The following is an 18,390-nucleotide window of genomic DNA, read 5'->3' on the forward strand; positions in this document are numbered from 1 at the left end:
CGCAACCGATATCTGGGTACCAGGGTATTGGCGGAGCCGATCCGGATCAGTATCGGCAATTGAGGCTTGATGATGAATCTTCGTATTCAGCGGCCGTTCACTTCGACGCCAAGGCGCCAGGAAGGATCGGTGAGTGTATTGATGGTGATCGCGTTGGCGGCGATGGCCATGATGGCGGCATTGGCTCTGGACGGCGGGCATATGCTGCTGAACAAAACGCGCCTGCAGAATGCGGTGGACGCCGCCGCCCTGAGTGGCGCCAAAACCCTGAGTCAGGTGGCGGGTGGCATCAACAGTGCCAGTACGACGAAGACCGCCGCGCTCAATACGCTGCTACAGAATGCTAATGCCACGGGCAACAACGAATTGGCCACGGCTGTCGGCGGCAATGCAGGTGCATTTGCAGTGGTGGAACTGGCAAGCAGCGTCTATGGCCCGTTCTCCTATCCCGGGCCGACGGATGCCAAGTACGTCCGAGTATCGGTAGCGAGCTATGGCCTGACGGGATTTTTCTGGAACTTCGCCCAGGCATTGGGCGCCTTGGGGAACAAGGCGGTGGCGGCGATCGCTACCGCGGGACCCAGCCCTACCAGCCCCTGCGATCTCGCGCCTTTGATGGTCTGTGGCAACCCGACTCAATACAACCCGGCCGCCGGTATGTTCTGGGGCTTTCAGTTTGGCGATTTGAATGTCTTGAAGACGGCTGCCGGCAATCAGTCGCCCATTGGTCCAGGAAATTTTCAGTTGCTCGATTTTGGCACGGGCGGCAATTCGGTCAGGGAGGAGATGGCCGGAGGTGGCAAGGTCTGTCGCAATGTGGGAGACAGCGTCGCGACCGAGCCTGGCAACAAGGTTGGCCCTGCGTCTCAAGGCCTGAATACGCGCTTCGGCATTTACAACGGCCCGGTCAGTGCCTCGGACTATCCGCCGGACCTGGTGACCACGTCCAGTAACCCCGCCATCACTGACGACGGCACAGGCCCGAAGTACCAGGGGCAACCCGTCACCTCGAACAATGGCACTCTCACGGCGGGCGGCAACCCGATACTGGACTACAACGACTGGCGTGCGAGCGTTGCCGCGTGTGTGGCAGGGGGCAGTGGCTGTCAGAGCAATGGGGTGTTCGAGCGCCGGATGCTGAAAATCGTGGTGGGCAACTGCGCCGGGAAAAATAATGGTTCAACCTCGATCCCGGTCCTCGGTTTTGGCTGCTATTTCGTGGTGCAGCCCATGGATGGCGGCGGCGGGGAAGCTGAGATCTTCGGACAGTTCGTGAAGGAGTGCGAAGGCGACAACGTGGCCGGCCCCTCGCCGTCAACCGATTCCGGCCCGCAGATCATTCAGCTCTACAAAACCTATCTCAACGGCAGCGGTACTCCGAGCACTGACTCGTAGGGGGCGTCATGAGACTTCATGGATTTAAACATCGGCAGCGCCAGCAAGGCCTGGCCATGGTGGAGTTCACCCTCGTCCTGCCGGTGTTGCTGCTGCTGTTGCTGGCCTTCGGTGAGTTCGGCCGCATGCTCTTTCAGTACAACTTGTTGCTGCAGGCCAGCCGCGATGCCGACCGTTTTGTCGCCAGCCAGGCCTGGGACTCAACGCTTGGCAAGGTCGCTCTGAGCGATACGCTGCAGACCCAGACAAAAAATGTAGCGGTGTATGGCGTACCCAGCCAGACAGGCACGCCGGTGGTGTCTGGGTTGACGGCCGCAAACGTCGTGGTCGCAGCAGTGGGCACTGACCATGTGCGGGTGACCATCACTTACACGTTCTGCCCGGTGATTGGAGGTGGCAACTGCACCGGATCGATTCCCGGTTTTTTTGGTAATCAGATTGCACTGAACATTCCGCTGGTCGCCACTACCGTAATGAGGGCACTGTGATGAACAGAAAACACATGCGCGGCAGCTATACGGTGGAGTTCGCCATCGTTGGTCTGCTGGTGTTCACACTGTTGTTCGGCGTAGTGGAAATGGGTCGCCTGTACTTCACGGTCAATGCGCTGGATGAAGCTGTGCGCCGTGGTACTCGCTTGGCGGCGGTGTGCAATATCAGCGATCCGGTGGTGTTGCGGCGGGCGATCTTCAATGCCGCGACTGACGCAGGTACGAGCCAGCTGATCGGCAATCTGGCCACCACCAACCTGACGCTGACCTATCTGGACGTCAATGGTGCTCAAGTGGCCAACCCCGCTGACCTGGTCAGCGTCAATGGTTTTCGTGCCATCCGCTATGTCCGGTTGAGCCTGCAAAATTTTGTTTTCAATCTGTTCATTCCCGGGTTCGGTGTGCCCTTTACGCTGCCTGCATTCAGGGCAACGTTGCCACGTGAAAGCCTCGGGCGTCATTCCGATTCCGGGGAGATCACGCCATGCTGAATACCAAGGAAACTCCAGCCTCTACCTCGACCGGCAAAGCCGGGCTACGGTTGCTGATCAGCAGTCGTGATGCCACGTCGTTGCGCGACCTGCAAGGCGTCTGCCAACGCATGCCCAGCCTGGAGGTGAGTACTCGGCTGGTGAGCAACGGGCATGTCGACCCGCTCTACGGTCTGGACCGGATGCCCGATCTGTTGCTGTTACGCGTTAGCCATCTGTGGCGCGAGGAGCTGGCGGCACTGTTGCAGCGCCCGGCCCATGAGCGTCCGCCGATGCTGGTGTGCGGACTGCTGAGTGAACAGGAAGGCATGCGCCTGGCGATGCAGGCCGGCGCCCGTGACGTGCTGCCCGAGCCCGTCGCCGAGACGGAACTGGTCGCCGCCTTGAATCGGCTGGTCATGGAGGTTCGAACCGGCAGCGGGACAGAGGGGAAATTGCTCGCCGTGATCAGCGCCAAGGGCGGATCCGGCGGCACCATGCTGGCTTGCAACCTGGCTCAGCAGCTCAGCACGAAGGGTGGCAGTACCCTGTTGCTGGACATGGACCTGCAATTTGGCAGCGTGACGCATTACCTGGATGTGGCGCAAACCCACAGCCATCTGGAAGTGTTGCATCAGATCGATGGTATGGACAGTGTCGCGCTACGGGGTTTTTGCAGCCACTTCAGCCCGACTTTGCATGTGCTGGGTGGCCGTGCCGGAGAGCTGTGTCTGCCGCAGGATGCCCAGCCCGAGCAACTTGACACCCTGATGCAGTTAGCCCGCGCCAGCTATGACTGGGTAGTGATCGATCTGCCACGGCAAATCGACCACCTCACCGGCTCCGTACTGGAACAGGTGGATCGGGTGTACGTGGTGGTGCAGCAGAGCGTCAGCCATCTGCGCGATGCCAGCTCCCTGGTGCGGATTCTTCGCGAAGACCTGGGTGTGCGTGGGGATCAATTGCAGATCGTGGTCAACCGCTATGACAAGTCGGCAGCGGTCAGCCTCAAGGATATCGGCGAGGCGCTGCGCTGCACGAACCTGTCGAAATTACCCAACGACTTCAACCTGGTCAGCCAGAGTCAGAACACTGGCGTGCCGTTGAGTCTGCATGCGCCGAAGGCGGCGATCACCGCTGCCCTGCGCAACGTGGCCGATGACCTGGTCGGCAACCAGATGGCTGGAAAAAAAGGCGTGTTAAAACGTGCCTTCAACCGTTTTTTCGGGGGGTGACCCATGATCAGCGACTTTCGTAACCGCTTGCGCAAACAATCCGCTAAACCCGCCCCATCATCGGCTGGCCAGCCGGGTGACGACCTGCCGGATCCGGCAGAGGAAATAATGGCGTGGGAACGTGCAACGCCGGACGTTCTTTACGAAACCAAAAGTCAGGTCACCCCGGTGGAAGCCGAGTGGCGAGAAAAGATCTACCAGCAGTTGCTCAAGGTCATGGACCTGTCCTTGCTGGACTCCCTTGAACAGGCAGAGGCCGCGCGGCAGATTCGCGATATTTGCCAGCGTCTGCTCGATGAACACTCGGCACCGGTGAGTACTTCCAGCCGCCAGTTGATCATCAAGCAGATCACCGACGAGGTGCTCGGTCTGGGGCCTCTGGAACCGCTGCTGGCCGATCACACTGTGTCCGACATTTTGGTCAACCGGCATGACTCAGTGTATGTCGAGCGCTTCGGCAAGCTGCAACGCACCGATGTGCGTTTTCGCAATGATCAGCATTTGCTGAACATCATTGACCGCATCGTTTCCAGCCTGGGTCGGCGTATCGACGAGTCTTCGCCCTTGGTGGACGCCCGGCTCAAGGACGGTTCGCGGGTCAACGCGATTATCCCGCCGCTGGCCATCGACGGCCCGAGCATGTCAATCCGGCGCTTTGCGGTGGACCTGCTCAATACCGACAGCCTGATTCAGGTGGGGGCGTTGACCCCGGCCATTGCCCTGCTGCTCAAGGCGATAGTGCGTGGGCGCTTGAACGTGCTGATTTCCGGTGGTACCGGCAGCGGCAAGACCACCATGCTCAATGTACTGTCCAGTTTCATTCCGCACAACGAGCGGATCGTGACCATCGAGGACTCGGCCGAACTGCAGTTGCAACAACCCCACGTGGTACGCCTGGAAACCCGGCCTTCGAATATCGAGGGGCGCGGCGAAGTGAGCCAGCGGGAGTTGGTGCGCAACAGCCTGCGGATGCGCCCGGACCGCATCGTCATCGGCGAAGTGCGCGGCGCCGAGGCGCTGGACATGCTGACGGCGATGAACACCGGCCACGATGGCTCGCTGACCACGATCCACGCCAACACCGCACGTGATGCATTGGGGCGAATCGAGAACATGGTGTCGATGACCGGGGCGACCTTTCCGATCAAGGCCATGCGCCAACAGATCGCTTCGGCCATCGGAGTGGTCATCCAGCTGGAACGCCAGGAGGACGGAAAGCGCCGCTTGGTCAGCGTGCAGGAGATCAACGGCATGGAAGGCGAGATCATCACCATGACCGAAATCTTCTCCTTCGTGCGCCACGGTGTGAGCGAAAACGGCGAGGTACTCGGTGATTTTCGGCCCAGCGGCATGATCCCCGCCTTCCGCGATGTGCTGGCCAAGCGCGGTATCGAGTTGCCGCTGACGATGTTCAGGCCTGAGTGGATGGAGGCACGGCAGTCATGAACCAGGTTCCTGATGAATTCATTCTGATGTTCCTCGGTATGGTGTTTATTGCCGTCTTCCTCCTGTCCCAGGGCGTGGCGGTGCCGGTGTTCGGCGAGGCCGGCAAGATGCGCAAGCGCATTCGTGGCCGCTTGCATGTACTGGAGAAAGCCAACAATCAGTCCAGCATGCAGACTGTGTTGCGACAGAAATACCTGACGCGTTTGTCGCCGTTGGAGGCCAAGCTTGAACAGCTGCCCTTTATGGAAACATTGACGCAAATGATTGAGCAGTCCGGGCACGAATACCGGGCCTATCGGGTATTGCTGCTCGGGCTGGTGCTGGGTGTCTGGGCGGGTGTATTGATCTGGATGGTTTGGTCAGTCTGGTGGATGGCGCTGTTGGCGGGTTTCGCGGTCTTCTGGTTACCCCTATTGAAAATCTCTCGCGACCGTGGCAAGCGTTTCGCTGCGTTCGAGGAAGGCCTGCCGGATGCGCTGGACGCGATGTGCCGCGCTTTGCGCGCCGGCCACCCCTTCAACGAAACCCTGCGCCTGGTGGCCGAGGAACACAAGGGGCCGGTCGCTCATGAGTTCGGCCTGACCTTCTCCGATATCAACTATGGCAATGATGTACGCCGGGCCATGCTCGGTCTGCTGGAGAGGATGCCAAGCATGACGGTGATGATGCTGGTGACCTCGCTCCTTATCCATCGCGAGACCGGCGGTAATCTGACCGAGGTGCTGGAGCGTCTGAGTCAGCTGATCCGCGGGCGCTTCCGCTTTCAGCGCAAAGTCAAAACCCTGTCGGCCGAAGGGCGGATGTCGGCCTGGATATTGGTGGCCATTCCCTTTGTACTGGCGGCTGTGATTTTGTTCACTACCCCTAAATACTTGCCGTTGCTGCTCAATGATCCGGTGGGCCATAAGCTGATACTTGGGGCTTTTGGTGCCATGTTGGTCGGGATTTTGTGGATACGAAAAATTATCCGGATTCAGGTTTAAGCGCTATTCGCTACCGGGAGGCACAGGTCATGGATTTTTTACTCGGGTTATTCAGTCGGGTCACAGGTAACGAGGAGATGGCGCGCCTGTTGTTCCTTGGCGCGGTCGGTTTGAGTACGGTACTTGCGGTTGGTGCCGTGATCCTGCTGATGATGGGGCTTCAGGATCCCGTGCAGCGTCGTCTGGCGCTGATCAAGCGGGGTCATTTAGGCAACGCGACCGGGCAGGAAGCTCCGGGTAACCTGCAACTGTTGCTGGAGCGGGTCGGCCAGCGCTTTGCCTCGGCCGAGTCGGCTCAAACATCCGCCACCCAGACCCTGTTAATGCATGCGGGGTACCGCTCCTCGTCGGCGGTGCAGATGTACTGGGCGGTACGCTTGATGCTGCCGCTATTATTAATGGGTATTGCGTTGCTGCTGTTGCCGATGATTCCCAAGCTTTCCCTGATCATGGGGCTGCTGTTGGTGGTCTTGGTGGCGGGTATCGGATGGTTGGTGCCAGCGCTGTATGTCGCCAAGCGCAAACAGAAGCGACAAGTCCGGCTGCGTGCCGCGTTTCCGGATGCGCTGGATCTGATGGTGGTGTGCGTGGAGTCGGGCCTGGCCTTGCCCACGACCATCGAGCGGGTGGCTGAGGAGATGTCGGTCAGTCAGGTCGACCTGGCTGAAGAACTGGCCCTAGTCAATGCGCAAATCCGCGCGGGCATTTCGAGTACCGCGGCGCTCAAGCAACTGGCTGTGCGCACTGGCCTGGATGACGTACAAGGTCTGGTCAACCTGTTGGCGCAGAGTATCCGTTTTGGTACCAGCGTGGCCGACACCTTGCGCATCTATGCCGAAGAGTTCCGTGACCGGCGTACGCAGGCCGCCGAAGAGATGGGGGCGAAAATCGGTACCAAGCTGATATTTCCACTGATTTTCTGTCTATGGCCGAGCTTCTTTCTGGTCGCTATCGGCCCCGCCTTGATCGGGGTACTCAAAGCATTCGGGTGAGGTAAAACAGCCGGAGGCTGTCGAGCGCGACGGCCTCGCCACCCGAGCCTGATCTGCACTTGATCTACACATCTCCCGCAGGCTGCGATCTTTTGATTTTTCTGGCAGGCAATTCGTTGCCTAGGCCTTAAATTCAGAAGATCGCAGCCTGCGGCAGCTTCGGGGGTAATTCGGTAAGGATTGGATTATGTGTAGATGTCACTGCTTTCTGCACACGACATCAAGCCCGGCTTTGCAGCCAGGCTACTCTGGACTATGCCAGAGGCTGATCACCCATCGACATGCCTCAGTCGCCGATGGTCATTTCTCCCGCTGCATCCTGGTCAAAAAACTCCGGAATCGGGTAGTTGAAGCTATTCAGCCAGCGCTGCATGGCCAGGTCACGTTCGGTGGCCGAAGCGGTTTGCAGGTGAGGGGAGGCAACCACACCGCGAATCTGCAGCTGCAACCACTGCTCGGTGCCTTGTTGATACGGCGAAGAAGGGCCCGGTTCAATGGCCCAGGCAGTGGTGGACAGGCAAGCCATGCACCCGATCAACAGCCTTTTAGTCTTCATCTCGACTCCTCGTACGTTCTACTTGTTCGCACTGGAAGAGGCATCAGCTACCTCAGGCTTGCGATTGCCATCGGCAGCCACCACTTTTTTGGTGGAGGCCTTGAGTTTTTCCGCGCGGGTTTGAGCCTCTACGACTTGCTTGGGGCTCAAGTCGGCGCGGGTCACAAGTTCGGCTGCCGCTTTCCAGTTATCCTGATAGATCAGCAACGTCACCATATTGAGTGCCGCCAGTGTGTTCGCCTGCTTGAGCTCCATGGCGGTCATGAACTCAAAGCGTGCTTCAGGGATCCGTCGCTGATTGAGGTAGACGACCCCCAGGTCATTGCGCATTCTGTCGTCGGTGGGGGCCATTTTCACCGCACGCTCAAGGTGAGTGGCAGCGCTGGCGTTATCATTTCTGGCAGCGGCCAACTGGCCCAGGCCATGTTCCCCTTCAGCCGCCAAACAGGTGCCGAGCAAGCTTTCGTACAGCGGCTGCGCGTCGCCGCTACGCCCCATCAAGCGCAGTACCCGAGCCTTGCGCAGGCGAACCTGGACCAGGTTGTCGGGCAATCCTTCCAGATTCGCCAGGCTGGCATACAAACGGCCTTCTTCGGCCATGTTGTCGGCCAGGTTCAGGGACAGTTCTTGCTCCGAACCGGGTTTGGCACAGCTGGCCGGTCGCGAAGACAGGCCATTGCTGGCACAACCTGCGAGCATTAATGTCGCCGTTATTGCAATGATTGCTTTCATTGAATGTCCTCTGGCGACAACCCCTTGAACGCCTGGCCAATGGCAGTACAGCCGGCCCGGCAAGCGTTCAAAGTCACCGTTACGAGTCAGGGCGAGGTCAGTCCGGTTTAGGCTTCGGTTCATTGCGAGAGCCCGCTGAGACTGTCGAAGTCGCCATTTTCCAGGAAGAACATGCGATAGAAGTTCGGGTCGTAATTGCGCAGCTGCTCGCCAGGCAGTGACGGCAGTTGTGCATTGGCAGCCAGTGGCTGGACCAGATGCGGAGTGACGATCATCAGCAGTTCGCGCTCTTCACGGTTGATGGTGTTGTCGCGGAAAAACGCGCCCAGAACCGGGATATCGCCCAGCCCCGGAAACTTGTTCACCTGAGAATCGTTGTGGGAGCTGATCAGGCCGCTGATGACGAAGCTTTCGCCGTCGGCCAGGGAGATGCTGGTATCGGTACGGCGAACGGTCAGGGCCGGGACTACCGTGCCAGCGATGCTCACGGCGTTGGTGAAGTCCAGTTCACTGACTTCCGGCGCCACCTTCAGCGCGATACGGTTTTTCCCGACTATGGTCGGCGTCAGGGTCAAGCGGATACCGAACTCCTTGTACTCGATGAAAATGTTATCGCTGCCTGAACTGGGCACCGGAATCGGAATCTCACCGCCGGCCAGGAAGCTCGCACTCTGCCCGCTGAGCGCTACCAGGCTTGGCCGCGCCAGGGTGTAGGCGAAACCGCTGCCCTCCAGCGCGTTGAGCGCCACCAGGGTACTGCCGGTAGCAAACGTGAGGTTGAACTGGTCGTTTCTCACCGGTATCGACGGCGTGACAATGCCGCCAATGCTGGGCAAGGTTCTCGGCGCGCCGAACAGCCAGTTGCCGCGGACGCCGAAAATCGAGGCGGAGGCTTCCTTGAGCTTGGTTCGGCTGACTTCAACGAAGCGGATATCGGTCTGCACCTGGCTTGGCAGCAGCGGGTCGTCGGAAGGCACCGACGGCACGCTGGTCAGCGCCGACGTGGCCCTGCCCTTGACGAACACCATGCTTTGGCGCGGCGTTTTCGAACAGGCGGTCCAGACCATCAGGCTGGTGGTCCCCGGTGCAATGCCCGTGAGTATGAACGCGTTGCTGCCGCTGGGTTGCACGTCGGCAATTTTCGGGTCACCCACCGCCAGTTGTGTTACCGGAACGGGGCTGCGCAGTTCATTCTGCAGTCCCTGACCGACCTCATACGTTGTCGGCCAATTGTCCAGTTGCGGACAGTTGGCCGGTGCGGCCTGGGCCGCATCCACGCTGAGGCCCATCCAGAACAGGCCATGGATAATTCGCTTGAAAGCGGGCACGGGACGAAGGCTCATTAAGTACATCCTCACTGAATAGGCCAATCTTGAACAGACTGCGCTGTCTCGGATCACTTCATGGGGATCGGGCTATCCCCCCCAATGCGCCAGACCACTTATCCATGGCCTTGGCGTTATTCCTTGCGTGCTACACACGAGCGGGTGCGATTCGCTGATCTGGCTGGATAGCGAGCGACCTTGGCTGAAACGGTTTTCAATGATCCGGTGACCCGAACTGCCGGCAAGAGCGATACTCGCGGCCATGGACGGCGCTGTCCGATGTCCTGGTTTCCCCTGAAAGTAGTCGGCAATGCAGGTACAGAGCCGGAAAACGCCTGTCAGGATCATGGTGAGGTAACTCCTTTTGCCAATCCGCTATCTGATCACTGAAGCTAACGTGGAAATTCGAGCCGTTATGACTTCTTGTTGTTTGACGTTAGTTCAATCAAGCCAAAGTGCCATGAGTTAAAGGAAAACTATTGGTGCAAAGACTGGAGACAGGCGGGTGGGCAGGGTCGTAGCGCAGTACGGTTGCCGGATGTTGACGAGGTGTACTGAAGCAAAAAAAGGCCCGCCAGTATGACTTGGCGGGCCTTTTGTGTTCCGGGCAATGCTTGCATCGATAAAATCAGGCGTCTTTCACGAATGCCCCCACGACCCCCCCACGAACACCCAGTGCTCAGTCCACGTGATAGTGGACCGACAGCGTGCCTTTTTTCTGCGAAAGGGAGGCGATGGTGACCGCACCCAAATCCTTCAAGCTGCGTACATGGGTACCGCCACAACCGTAGGCGGGCAGTTCACCGAAACCGATTTCCCGGGCGCCTTCGCGCAGTGAGGTCAGGCGCGGCAGGTCGTGATCGATCCACTGCCCGATGCCATGCTCAATGACCTGGGCCTCGACGTCTTGCGCGCAATTGCCCGGCTTGAATTGCACACGGCCTTCACCAGGCCAGTGATGCGCCTTGATCGGCATCCAGCCCATGGTTTGTACAAAGTGGCCGATCAAATGGCCAGCCGAATGCATGCGCGTGTTGAACAGTCGGCGTTGTTCGTCGACGCGGATTGGCGTCATCCCGGTTTTTACCGGCTGGTCGACAAAATGAATGATCCGCTCGGGATCCTGAACCACGCGCAGCACCTGGCTTTCGCCGATCCAGCCAGTGTCGCAAGGCTGTCCACCGCCCTGGGGGTGGAACAGGGTCGCGCGCAAGACCACGGCAAACTCGTTTTCGTGAGGGGTGCATTCCAGGACTTCCACGTTGGCCTTGAGCTCATCACTATGGAAAAAAAGGCGCAGCGTCATATTCCAGGCTCGTATTGGTAATCAGTTTCTATTATAGAAAGCCTGTAAATACGTGATAATCCGGGCAAACATCAAAGGACTGTTGCGTTGTGAGCATAAATCTTCCACTGCCGCTGCTCGGTGAAATGGCGATTTTCGTCAAGGTTGTCGAGACGGGCAGTTTCTCCGAGGCAGCTCGTCAGTTGGGCTCTTCGCCCTCGGCGGTCAGTCGGAGCATTTCGCGCCTGGAGAAGGCGCTCGCCACCCGGTTGCTGCAACGAACCACGCGCAAGTTGCGACTGAGCGACGGTGGCGAGGAGGTGTTCAAGCGGTGCCAGGAAATGGTCAATGCCGCGCGGTCAGTGATGGAAATCAGTGGTCAGTTCACGGATGAACCCGAGGGGCGGGTGCGTATCAGCGTGCCGAAAGCGGTGGGCCGAATCGTGATTCATCCGCACATGCCGGAGTTCTTGCGGCGTTATCCCAAGGTGGATGTGGAACTGTTGCTCGAGGACCGCCAGGTCGATTTGATCGACGATCATGTCGACCTGGCGATTCGCATCACCGATCGGCCGCCTGCAGGGCTGGTGGGGCGGCAGTTGCTGACCATCGATCATATGCTCTGCGCCACTCCACAGTATCTGGCCGAGCACGGGACGCCGACTCATCCCCATGATTTGCTCAATCACAGTTGCATTTACCTGGGCGAAACACCCAGCGACGCACGCTGGAAATTCAAGAAAGGCGGCAAGACGGTAACCGTCGGTGTGCGCGGGCGATATGCCGCCAATCACACCGGCGTGCGTTATGGCGCGGTGTTGCAGCACATCGGCATTGGCAGCCTGCCGTATTTCACGGCGCGCCATGCCCTGGAGAAGGGGGTGATGGTGCAAGTGCTGCCGGACTGGACCTTTCTGGCGTCCTATCACGGCGGCGCCTGGTTGCTGCATTCGCCAACCCGATACCTGCCGCCCAAGCTACGGGTGTTGATCGATTACCTGGTGGAATGTCTGGCTAAGGAGCCGACGCTGGGCAAGCCGGGGCGGTCGAATGGTCCGGGCTGGTCGCCATCGGAGTATGAACTGCCGGAGAGTGACGGCTTGTTTTGACGGTAGAAAAAAAGATCAGTGCTTGCTGTCCTGGTTCGACAACGCCAGCAGCTGCTTTTCCTGGTTCCAGTCGAAAGGTTCGTCGTTCTGTTCGGCTTCGAAGCGACGCTCCTCCAGGGCCTGGTACAGGTCGATTTCATCATCGGGCATGTAATGCAGGCAGTCACCGGCGAAATACCACAGCAGGTCGCGTGGCACCAGGTGTGCGATTTGCGGATAGCGAGTGATGACCTGGCACAGAATGTCCTGGCCCAGGTACTGGCTTTCGATCGGGTCGACAGGCAGTAACGCCAGCAGCTCGTCGAAGCGCTCGAGGAACAAGGCATGGCTTTCGTCGGGAACCTGCTCGGCCTCACCTACGGCGACCAGGATGCTGCGCAGGTGGTCGAGTAAAACGAGATGATCGGCAACGATGTTGGACACGAGATAAGTCCTCAAGAGCAAAACGGGCGCGGGAGTATAAAGCGCCCGCGCCCGTTTTTACATGCTTGAAGGGATCAGCGGACTTTTCCCCCGGCCAGTGCCAATTCCTCTTGGTCAAAGTCATCGACATCGATCACCTTGCGCCGGGCCGCTTCGGCTTCACGCAGGGTTTGCGCTTCCACCGGCTGCAACACGCCAGCCTCGAGCGCGGCATCGATCAGCGACTCGCCAGCCAGCGGTTTGACCTGGCCGCTCTTGAGTGCCAAATGCAGTTTTTTCTGCAGCGGCTGAGCGGCACTCAACAGGTTGCAGGCGTGTTGCAAGGCGCCGACCGGATCGTCGCTCGCCTGTGGGCGATAGCAACCCAGGAGCAATTCCTCCAGGGCGGGGTCGCCCTTGGCGCGACCAATCAAGGCAGCGACTTCGGCAGCGAGTTTGTCCGATGGCCCTTTGTGCCGGCGACCGAACGGGAACACGATCACCCGCAACAGGCAGCCCACGACTTTGTTCGGGAAGTTGCTCAGCAGTTCATCCATGGCGCGCTCGGCCTGCCCCAGGCTTTCTTCCATGGCCCAGCTCACCAGCGGCGTCATGTACTGCGGTGTGTCGAGATCGTGATAGCGCTTGAGTGCGGCAGAGGCCAGGTAAAGGTTGCTCAGTACGTCACCCAGCCGTGCGGACAGGCGTTCCCGGCGTTTGAGTGCGCCGCCCAGCAACATCATGCTGAGGTCGGCGAGCAGGGCGAAAGCAGCGGCCTGACGATTGAGGGCGCGGAAGTAACCCTGGCTGAGTTTGTCACCCTGGGTGTGTTCCAGGTGCCCGAAACCGAGATTCAGCACCAGTGTACTGGCGGCGTTGCCCACGGCAAAACCGATGTGCTTGAGCAGCAGATCATCGAACTCCCTGAGCGCCTGATCCTTGTCTTCACGGCCGGCCAGGGCCATTTCCTTGAGCACGAAGGGATGGCAGCGGATCGCGCCCTGGCCGAAGATCATCAGGTTGCGCGAGAGAATGTTCGCGCCTTCCACTGTGATAAAAATCGGCGCGCCGTTCCATTTGCGGCCCAGGTAATTGTTCGGCCCCATGATGATTGCCTTGCCGCCGTGCACATCCATGGCATCGCTGATGCAGTCGCGGCCGCGCTCGGTCAGGTGGTACTTGAGAATCGCCGACAGCACCGACGGTTTCTCGCCCAGGTCGACCGCATTGGCGGTCAGCATGCGGGCGGCGTCCATCATCCAGGCATTGCCGCCAATGCGGGCCATGGCTTCCTGGATGCCTTCGAACGAAGCAATCGGCACATTGAACTGCTCGCGAACCTGCGCGTATTGGCCCGTCACCAGGCTGGTGAACTTGGCCATGCCGGTGCCCACCGCCGGCAGGGAAATCGAACGCCCCACCGACAGGCAATTCATCAGCATCATCCAGCCCTTGCCGAGCATCTCCTGGCCGCCAATGAGGAACTCCAGCGGGACGAACACGTCCTTGCCCGAGTTCGGGCCATTCATGAACGCGGCGCCCAACGGCAGATGCCGGCGGCCGATCTCGACACCTTCGGTGGCGGTCGGAATCAGCGCCAGGCTGATGCCCAGGTCTTCCTTGTCGCCCAGCAGGTGATCCGGGTCATAGGCCTTGAAGGCCAGGCCGAGGAGGGTAGCCACCGGGCCGAGGGTGATGTAACGCTTTTCCCAGTTCAGGCGCAGGCCGAGAACCTCCTGGCCTTCCCATTCACCTTTGCAGATCACCCCGGAGTCCGGCATGCCGCCCGCGTCGGAGCCGGCCAGCGGACCGGTCAGGGCAAAGCACGGGATATCGTCGCCGCGAGCCAGGCGTGGCAGGTAATGATTGCGTTGTTCGTCGGTGCCGTAGTGCAGCAACAATTCGGCCGGGCCGAGGGAGTTGGGGACCATCACGGTGGAGGCGAGGTCGCCGCTGTGGCTCGCCAGTTTCATCGCCACTTGCGAGTGGGCATAGGCAGAGAAGCCTTTGCCGCCAAACTCTTTGGGGATGATCAGGGCGAAAAAACCGTTGTCCTTGATGAACGCCCAGGCTTCGGGCGGCAGATCCATGGTTTGACCGAGTTGCCATTCATTGACCATGGTGCAGAGTGTTTCGGTCGGCCCGTCGATGAAAGCCTGTTCTTCTTCGTTCAATTGCGCTTTGGGATAGGACAGTAGTTTGCTCCAGTCCGGACGGCCACTGAACAGTTCTCCGTCCCACCACACCGTACCGGCGTCGATGGCATCGCGTTCGGTTTGCGACATCGGCGGCAGGGTTTTCTGGAACCAGTTGAACATCGGCGCGCTGAACCATTTGCGACGCAGGTCAGGCAGCAGCAAGGGCGCGGCGACGGCTGCGATCAATACCCAGAAAACCAGCAGCAACCAGCCCGGCGCGCGGCTGAAAGCGCCCATGGCCACGACATAGGCGGCCACGATGACCAGGGCGGGTAGCGGGGCGATGCGGCGGTGGGCCAGATAAGCAATACCGACCAGCAGAACCAGTATCCACAACAACAGCATATTTATTCCTCCGTGAAACCAGGGCGAACCAGCCCTCAGAGCTTAGACGGCATCCGCAAAACAGGCAGGTGGTGACCCTGGATGATTTTCGTGCGCCCGATGGGCCGCGCACGTGGGGAAAACTCTCATTGAACGAGCGGCAATGCGCCCATGTTTGGCCGAAACGTCGTTATCTCTGTGCTGAAGCTCTCGCTAGACTCGGGGCTTCCCCTGGAGATTATTCTCATGCACGAGTACCTGAGTCCCGGCCGCTTCATCGATAGTGACCATCCGTCCGTGGTGGAGTTCGCCGAAAAACACCGTGGTGCCAGTCGCGATCCGCTTGAGCAGGCGATCAGTCTCTATTACGCCGTGCGCGAAGCGGTGCGCTACAACCCGTACACCTTCAGTCGCGATCCGCAGACCCTGCGCGGCAGTCATGCATTGGCGACCGGGGAGAGTTATTGCGTGCCCAAGGCTACATTGCTGGCAGCTGCCGCGCGGCATTGCGGGATTCCCGCGCGGATCGGCCTGGCGGATGTGCGCAATCATTTGTCGACGCCTCGGCTGCTTGAGTTGCTCAAGAGCGACATGTTCGCCATGCACGGCTACACCGAGTTTTTTTTGCAGGGCCGCTGGGTCAAGGCGACGCCGGCGTTCAACCGCAAACTCTGCGAGCTGTTCAATGTGGCGCCGCTGGAATTCGACGGGATCAACGACAGCGTTTTTCATCCCTTCAACCGCGATGGCGCGAAGTTGATGGAGTACCTCGTCGATCACGGCCAGTTCGCTGACGTCCCCGAAAGGTTCTTTTTCGAACACCTGGAAAAATGCTATCCGCACCTGTTCGGTGAGCAGCAGCCACCGCTGTTGGGTGACATGCAGAGCGATTTGAGTCGCCCCTGATCCGGCGTATGCTGCCTGCCCACTTAGCGAAAAAGAGGCGGTCATGCTGAAGATCTGGGGTCGGAAAAACTCGTCGAATGTCAGAAAGCCATTGTGGGCCGCCGAAGAACTGGGCCTGACCTATGAGGCTATCGATGCCGGTGGCGCCTTTGGTGTCGTCGATACGCCCGAGTACCGCGCGATGAACCCCAACGGTCGGGTGCCGGTGATCGAGGACGATGGTTTCGTGTTGTGGGAGTCCAATGCCATCGTGCGTTACCTGATGGCCCGCCACGCCGCCGACACGGCCTGGTACCCCGCGGATCTGCAAGCCCGTGCCACTGCCGACAAGTGGATGGACTGGACCACCTCAAGCTTTGCCGGCCCGTTCCGTACCCTGTTCTGGGGCGTGCTGCGTACCCCGGCAGACCAGCAGGACTGGCCCGCCATCAAGGCGGCGATCAAGGAATGCGACACACTGCTGGCGATGGCCGACCAGGCGTTGGCGAACAAGCCCTACCTGTCCGGAGACGAGATCGGCATGGGTGATATTCCCCTGGGCAGTTTCATTTATGCCTGGTTCGAGATGCCGATCGAGCGTGCGCCACTACCGCATCTGCAGGCCTGGTACGCGCGGTTGAAACAGCGTCCGGCGTATCAAAAGGCGGTCATGACCGCGTTGACTTAATACTCACTATCGACACGCTTGACTGTACTTGTGAGGCGGCGACAAGCACCATTGTGCCAAGTTGTTGCGGTTGTAATGTTCGCCGCCGCCCATACTTATCCCTTTCTTCCCTTCTTGGTGCGTAAATCAGATATGAGTTCCGCTCTGTCCATCCGGCAGCTAACCAAAACCTACGGCAACGGTTTCCAGGCCCTGAGTGGTATCGATCTGGACGTCGCCGAAGGTGACTTTTTCGCCTTGCTCGGCCCCAACGGCGCCGGCAAATCCACGACCATCGGCATTCTCTCGACCCTGGTGAACAAGACCAGCGGCACGGTGAATATCTTCGGTCACGACCTGGACAAAAATCCTGCGCAGCTCAAGCGCTGCATCGGCGTGGTGCCTCAGGAATTCAACTTCAACCAGTTCGAAAAGACCTTCGACATCGTCGTGACCCAGGCCGGCTACTACGGCATCCCGGCGAAAATCGCCAAGGAACGCGCCGAACAGTACCTGACCCAGCTGGGCCTGTGGGACAAGAAGGACGTGCCGTCGCGTTCACTGTCCGGCGGCATGAAGCGTCGCCTGATGATCGCTCGCGCGCTGGTTCATGAACCGCGCCTGCTGATCCTCGACGAACCGACTGCCGGGGTGGACATCGAGCTGCGTCGCTCGATGTGGAGCTTCCTCACCGAGCTGAACCAGAAAGGCATCACCATCATCCTCACCACCCATTATCTGGAAGAGGCTGAGCAGTTGTGCCGCAACATCGGCATCATCGACCACGGCACCATCGTCGAGAACACCAGCATGCGTCAGTTGCTCAGCCAACTGCATGTCGAAACCTTTCTGCTGGACCTCAAGGGCGACCTGCCCGCCGCGCCTCAGTTGCTCGGCTACCCGTCCCGGCTGGTCGACAGCCACACCCTGGAAGTCCAGGTGGAAAAGTCCATGGGCATCACCGCGCTGTTCACCCAGCTGGCGCAGCAGAACATCGAAGTGCTGAGCCTGCGTAACAAAACCAATCGCCTTGAGGAGTTGTTCGTGTCCCTGGTGGAGAAAAATCTGTCGAAGGTGGCGGTATGAGTTCCGAGTTGCGCCCCAACCTCATTGCCCTCAACACCATCGTTTACCGTGAAGTCCGGCGTTTCACCCGGATCTGGCCGCAGACCCTGCTGCCGCCAGCCATCACCATGGTCCTGTACTTCGTGATCTTCGGTAACCTGATCGGTCGGCAAATCGGCGACATGGGTGGCTTCACCTACATGGAGTACATCGTGCCGGGGCTGATCATGATGTCGGTGATCACCAACTCCTACGGCAACGTGGTGTCGAGTTTCTTCGGCAGCAAATTCCAGCGTTCCATCGAAGAACTGATGGTCTCGCCACTGTCGCCGCACACCATCCTGATCGGCTACACCCTGGGCGGCGTGCTGCGCGGTTTGATGGTGGGGATCATCGTGACCCTGCTGTCGTTGTTCTTCACCCATTTGCAGGTGCATCACCTGGGCGTGACCATTCTGGTGGTGGTGCTGACGGCGACCATCTTCTCGCTGCTGGGCTTCATCAACGCCGTGTTTGCGCGCAACTTCGATGATATTTCGATCATTCCGACTTTCGTGCTGACGCCACTGACCTACCTGGGCGGGGTCTTCTACTCGATCACCTTGCTGCCGCCGTTCTGGCAGACCGTCTCGCTGGCCAACCCGGTGCTGCACATGGTCAACGCATTCCGTTACGGCATCCTCGGGGTGTCGGATATCCGGATCAGTATTGCGATTACCTTCATGCTGGTGGCGACCGTGGTGCTGTATCTCGGCTGTGCACGGTTGCTGGTCAGCGGGCGCGGGATGCGTACCTGAGAAATACCGAGTCGTCTGTTTCGCGGGCAAGCC

General features: G+C 59.5%; 18 protein-coding genes. 12 read left to right on the forward strand and 6 right to left on the reverse strand.

Features of this window, described 5'->3' with window-relative positions; translation table 11 throughout:
- The first annotated feature begins 69 nt into the window (after positions 1–69).
- The 7 genes from Q8X48_RS02670 to Q8X48_RS02700 are packed head-to-tail and all read left to right on the forward strand — an operon-like array spanning position 70 to position 7,012.
- Positions 70–1,395 carry a TadE/TadG family type IV pilus assembly protein gene (locus Q8X48_RS02670; protein WP_407799349.1) on the forward strand — a complete coding sequence of 442 codons (1,326 nt, stop codon included), beginning with the start codon at positions 70–72 and terminating at the stop codon, positions 1,393–1,395.
- An 8-nt stretch (positions 1,396–1,403) separates the two neighbouring features.
- Entirely contained in the window at positions 1,404–1,883 is a 480-nt protein-coding gene (locus Q8X48_RS02675) for a TadE/TadG family type IV pilus assembly protein (protein WP_407799350.1), read from the forward strand.
- On the forward strand, positions 1,883–2,377 hold the full coding sequence (locus Q8X48_RS02680; RefSeq protein ID WP_407799351.1) for a TadE/TadG family type IV pilus assembly protein: 495 nt from the start codon (positions 1,883–1,885) through the stop codon (positions 2,375–2,377). The genes Q8X48_RS02675 and Q8X48_RS02680 overlap by 1 nt, the downstream gene beginning before the upstream one ends.
- Positions 2,371–3,591: an AAA family ATPase gene (locus Q8X48_RS02685; RefSeq protein ID WP_407799352.1), complete on the forward strand. Its 1,221-nt coding sequence runs from the start codon at positions 2,371–2,373 to the stop codon at positions 3,589–3,591. The genes Q8X48_RS02680 and Q8X48_RS02685 overlap by 7 nt, the downstream gene beginning before the upstream one ends.
- A gap of 3 nt (positions 3,592–3,594) precedes the next feature.
- Positions 3,595–5,037 (forward strand): CpaF family protein, encoded by a 1,443-nt coding sequence (locus Q8X48_RS02690; protein WP_407799353.1) that lies wholly within the window; start codon positions 3,595–3,597, stop codon positions 5,035–5,037.
- Positions 5,034–6,020, forward strand: coding sequence for a type II secretion system F family protein (locus Q8X48_RS02695; protein ID WP_407799354.1), 987 nt, complete (start codon positions 5,034–5,036; stop codon positions 6,018–6,020). The genes Q8X48_RS02690 and Q8X48_RS02695 overlap by 4 nt, the downstream gene beginning before the upstream one ends.
- A gap of 29 nt (positions 6,021–6,049) precedes the next feature.
- Positions 6,050–7,012 carry a type II secretion system F family protein gene (locus Q8X48_RS02700; RefSeq protein WP_407799355.1) on the forward strand — a complete coding sequence of 321 codons (963 nt, stop codon included), beginning with the start codon at positions 6,050–6,052 and terminating at the stop codon, positions 7,010–7,012.
- A gap of 286 nt (positions 7,013–7,298) precedes the next feature.
- Here the strand turns inward: Q8X48_RS02700 and Q8X48_RS02705 are convergent, their stop codons facing one another.
- From Q8X48_RS02705 to Q8X48_RS02720, 4 genes are all read right to left on the reverse strand, one after another.
- Positions 7,299–7,568 carry a DUF3613 domain-containing protein gene (locus Q8X48_RS02705; RefSeq protein WP_407799356.1) on the reverse strand — a complete coding sequence of 90 codons (270 nt, stop codon included), beginning with the start codon at positions 7,566–7,568 and terminating at the stop codon, positions 7,299–7,301.
- Positions 7,569–7,586: 18 nt separating this feature from the next.
- Positions 7,587–8,300, reverse strand: coding sequence for a tetratricopeptide repeat protein (locus Q8X48_RS02710; RefSeq protein ID WP_407799358.1), 714 nt, complete (start codon positions 8,298–8,300; stop codon positions 7,587–7,589).
- A gap of 119 nt (positions 8,301–8,419) precedes the next feature.
- The gene (locus Q8X48_RS02715) at positions 8,420–9,643 is read right to left on the reverse strand and encodes a type II and III secretion system protein family protein (protein ID WP_407799359.1); all 1,224 of its coding nucleotides are present in this window, start codon (positions 9,641–9,643) and stop codon (positions 8,420–8,422) included.
- A 661-nt stretch (positions 9,644–10,304) separates the two neighbouring features.
- The gene (locus tag Q8X48_RS02720; protein WP_407799360.1) at positions 10,305–10,931 is read right to left on the reverse strand and encodes an alanyl-tRNA editing protein; all 627 of its coding nucleotides are present in this window, start codon (positions 10,929–10,931) and stop codon (positions 10,305–10,307) included.
- Between the two features lie 89 nt (positions 10,932–11,020).
- On the opposite strand from Q8X48_RS02720, the gene Q8X48_RS02725 reads away from it, so the two are divergent.
- Positions 11,021–12,019 carry a LysR family transcriptional regulator gene (locus Q8X48_RS02725; RefSeq protein WP_126046997.1) on the forward strand — a complete coding sequence of 333 codons (999 nt, stop codon included), beginning with the start codon at positions 11,021–11,023 and terminating at the stop codon, positions 12,017–12,019.
- 15 nt (positions 12,020–12,034) lie between these two features.
- Here Q8X48_RS02725 and Q8X48_RS02730 read toward each other — a convergent pair whose 3' ends face one another.
- Positions 12,035–12,442, reverse strand: coding sequence for a PA2817 family protein (locus Q8X48_RS02730; protein ID WP_007972361.1), 408 nt, complete (start codon positions 12,440–12,442; stop codon positions 12,035–12,037).
- Positions 12,443–12,516: 74 nt separating this feature from the next.
- On the reverse strand, positions 12,517–14,964 hold the full coding sequence (locus Q8X48_RS02735) for an acyl-CoA dehydrogenase (protein WP_407799362.1): 2,448 nt from the start codon (positions 14,962–14,964) through the stop codon (positions 12,517–12,519).
- A gap of 225 nt (positions 14,965–15,189) precedes the next feature.
- On the opposite strand from Q8X48_RS02735, the gene Q8X48_RS02740 reads away from it, so the two are divergent.
- From Q8X48_RS02740 to Q8X48_RS02755, 4 genes are all read left to right on the forward strand, one after another.
- Complete coding sequence (locus Q8X48_RS02740) at positions 15,190–15,849, forward strand: transglutaminase-like domain-containing protein (RefSeq protein WP_102673883.1); 660 nt, start codon at positions 15,190–15,192, stop codon at positions 15,847–15,849.
- A 43-nt stretch (positions 15,850–15,892) separates the two neighbouring features.
- The gene (locus tag Q8X48_RS02745; protein ID WP_407799363.1) at positions 15,893–16,516 is read left to right on the forward strand and encodes a glutathione S-transferase family protein; all 624 of its coding nucleotides are present in this window, start codon (positions 15,893–15,895) and stop codon (positions 16,514–16,516) included.
- A gap of 132 nt (positions 16,517–16,648) precedes the next feature.
- Positions 16,649–17,581, forward strand: coding sequence for an ABC transporter ATP-binding protein (locus tag Q8X48_RS02750; protein WP_407799364.1), 933 nt, complete (start codon positions 16,649–16,651; stop codon positions 17,579–17,581).
- Positions 17,578–18,357: an ABC transporter permease gene (locus Q8X48_RS02755; protein ID WP_015096399.1), complete on the forward strand. Its 780-nt coding sequence runs from the start codon at positions 17,578–17,580 to the stop codon at positions 18,355–18,357. Before Q8X48_RS02750 ends, Q8X48_RS02755 begins: the two co-directional genes overlap by 4 nt.
- Positions 18,358–18,390 lie beyond the last annotated feature (33 nt).

It is taken from the genome of Pseudomonas sp. QLc11A (assembly GCF_052112305.1).
Classification (GTDB): Bacteria; Pseudomonadota; Gammaproteobacteria; order Pseudomonadales; family Pseudomonadaceae; genus Aquipseudomonas; species Aquipseudomonas laurylsulfatiphila.

Coding starts and splice junctions, on each gene's coding strand:
- Q8X48_RS02690 (WP_407799353.1), top strand. CDS start 3,595: ATGATCAGCGACTTTCGTAACCGCTTGCGCAAACAATCCGCTAAACCC.
- Q8X48_RS02695 (WP_407799354.1), top strand. CDS start 5,034: ATGAACCAGGTTCCTGATGAATTCATTCTGATGTTCCTCGGTATGGTG.
- Q8X48_RS02685 (WP_407799352.1), top strand. CDS start 2,371: ATGCTGAATACCAAGGAAACTCCAGCCTCTACCTCGACCGGCAAAGCC.
- Q8X48_RS02705 (WP_407799356.1), bottom strand. CDS start 7,568: ATGAAGACTAAAAGGCTGTTGATCGGGTGCATGGCTTGCCTGTCCACC.
- Q8X48_RS02700 (WP_407799355.1), top strand. CDS start 6,050: ATGGATTTTTTACTCGGGTTATTCAGTCGGGTCACAGGTAACGAGGAG.
- Q8X48_RS02680 (WP_407799351.1), top strand. CDS start 1,883: ATGAACAGAAAACACATGCGCGGCAGCTATACGGTGGAGTTCGCCATC.
- Q8X48_RS02715 (WP_407799359.1), bottom strand. CDS start 9,643: ATGAGCCTTCGTCCCGTGCCCGCTTTCAAGCGAATTATCCATGGCCTG.
- Q8X48_RS02745 (WP_407799363.1), top strand. CDS start 15,893: ATGCTGAAGATCTGGGGTCGGAAAAACTCGTCGAATGTCAGAAAGCCA.
- Q8X48_RS02755 (WP_015096399.1), top strand. CDS start 17,578: ATGAGTTCCGAGTTGCGCCCCAACCTCATTGCCCTCAACACCATCGTT.
- Q8X48_RS02710 (WP_407799358.1), bottom strand. CDS start 8,300: ATGAAAGCAATCATTGCAATAACGGCGACATTAATGCTCGCAGGTTGT.
- Q8X48_RS02670 (WP_407799349.1), top strand. CDS start 70: ATGATGAATCTTCGTATTCAGCGGCCGTTCACTTCGACGCCAAGGCGC.
- Q8X48_RS02720 (WP_407799360.1), bottom strand. CDS start 10,931: ATGACGCTGCGCCTTTTTTTCCATAGTGATGAGCTCAAGGCCAACGTG.
- Q8X48_RS02735 (WP_407799362.1), bottom strand. CDS start 14,964: ATGCTGTTGTTGTGGATACTGGTTCTGCTGGTCGGTATTGCTTATCTG.
- Q8X48_RS02675 (WP_407799350.1), top strand. CDS start 1,404: ATGAGACTTCATGGATTTAAACATCGGCAGCGCCAGCAAGGCCTGGCC.
- Q8X48_RS02750 (WP_407799364.1), top strand. CDS start 16,649: ATGAGTTCCGCTCTGTCCATCCGGCAGCTAACCAAAACCTACGGCAAC.
- Q8X48_RS02740 (WP_102673883.1), top strand. CDS start 15,190: ATGCACGAGTACCTGAGTCCCGGCCGCTTCATCGATAGTGACCATCCG.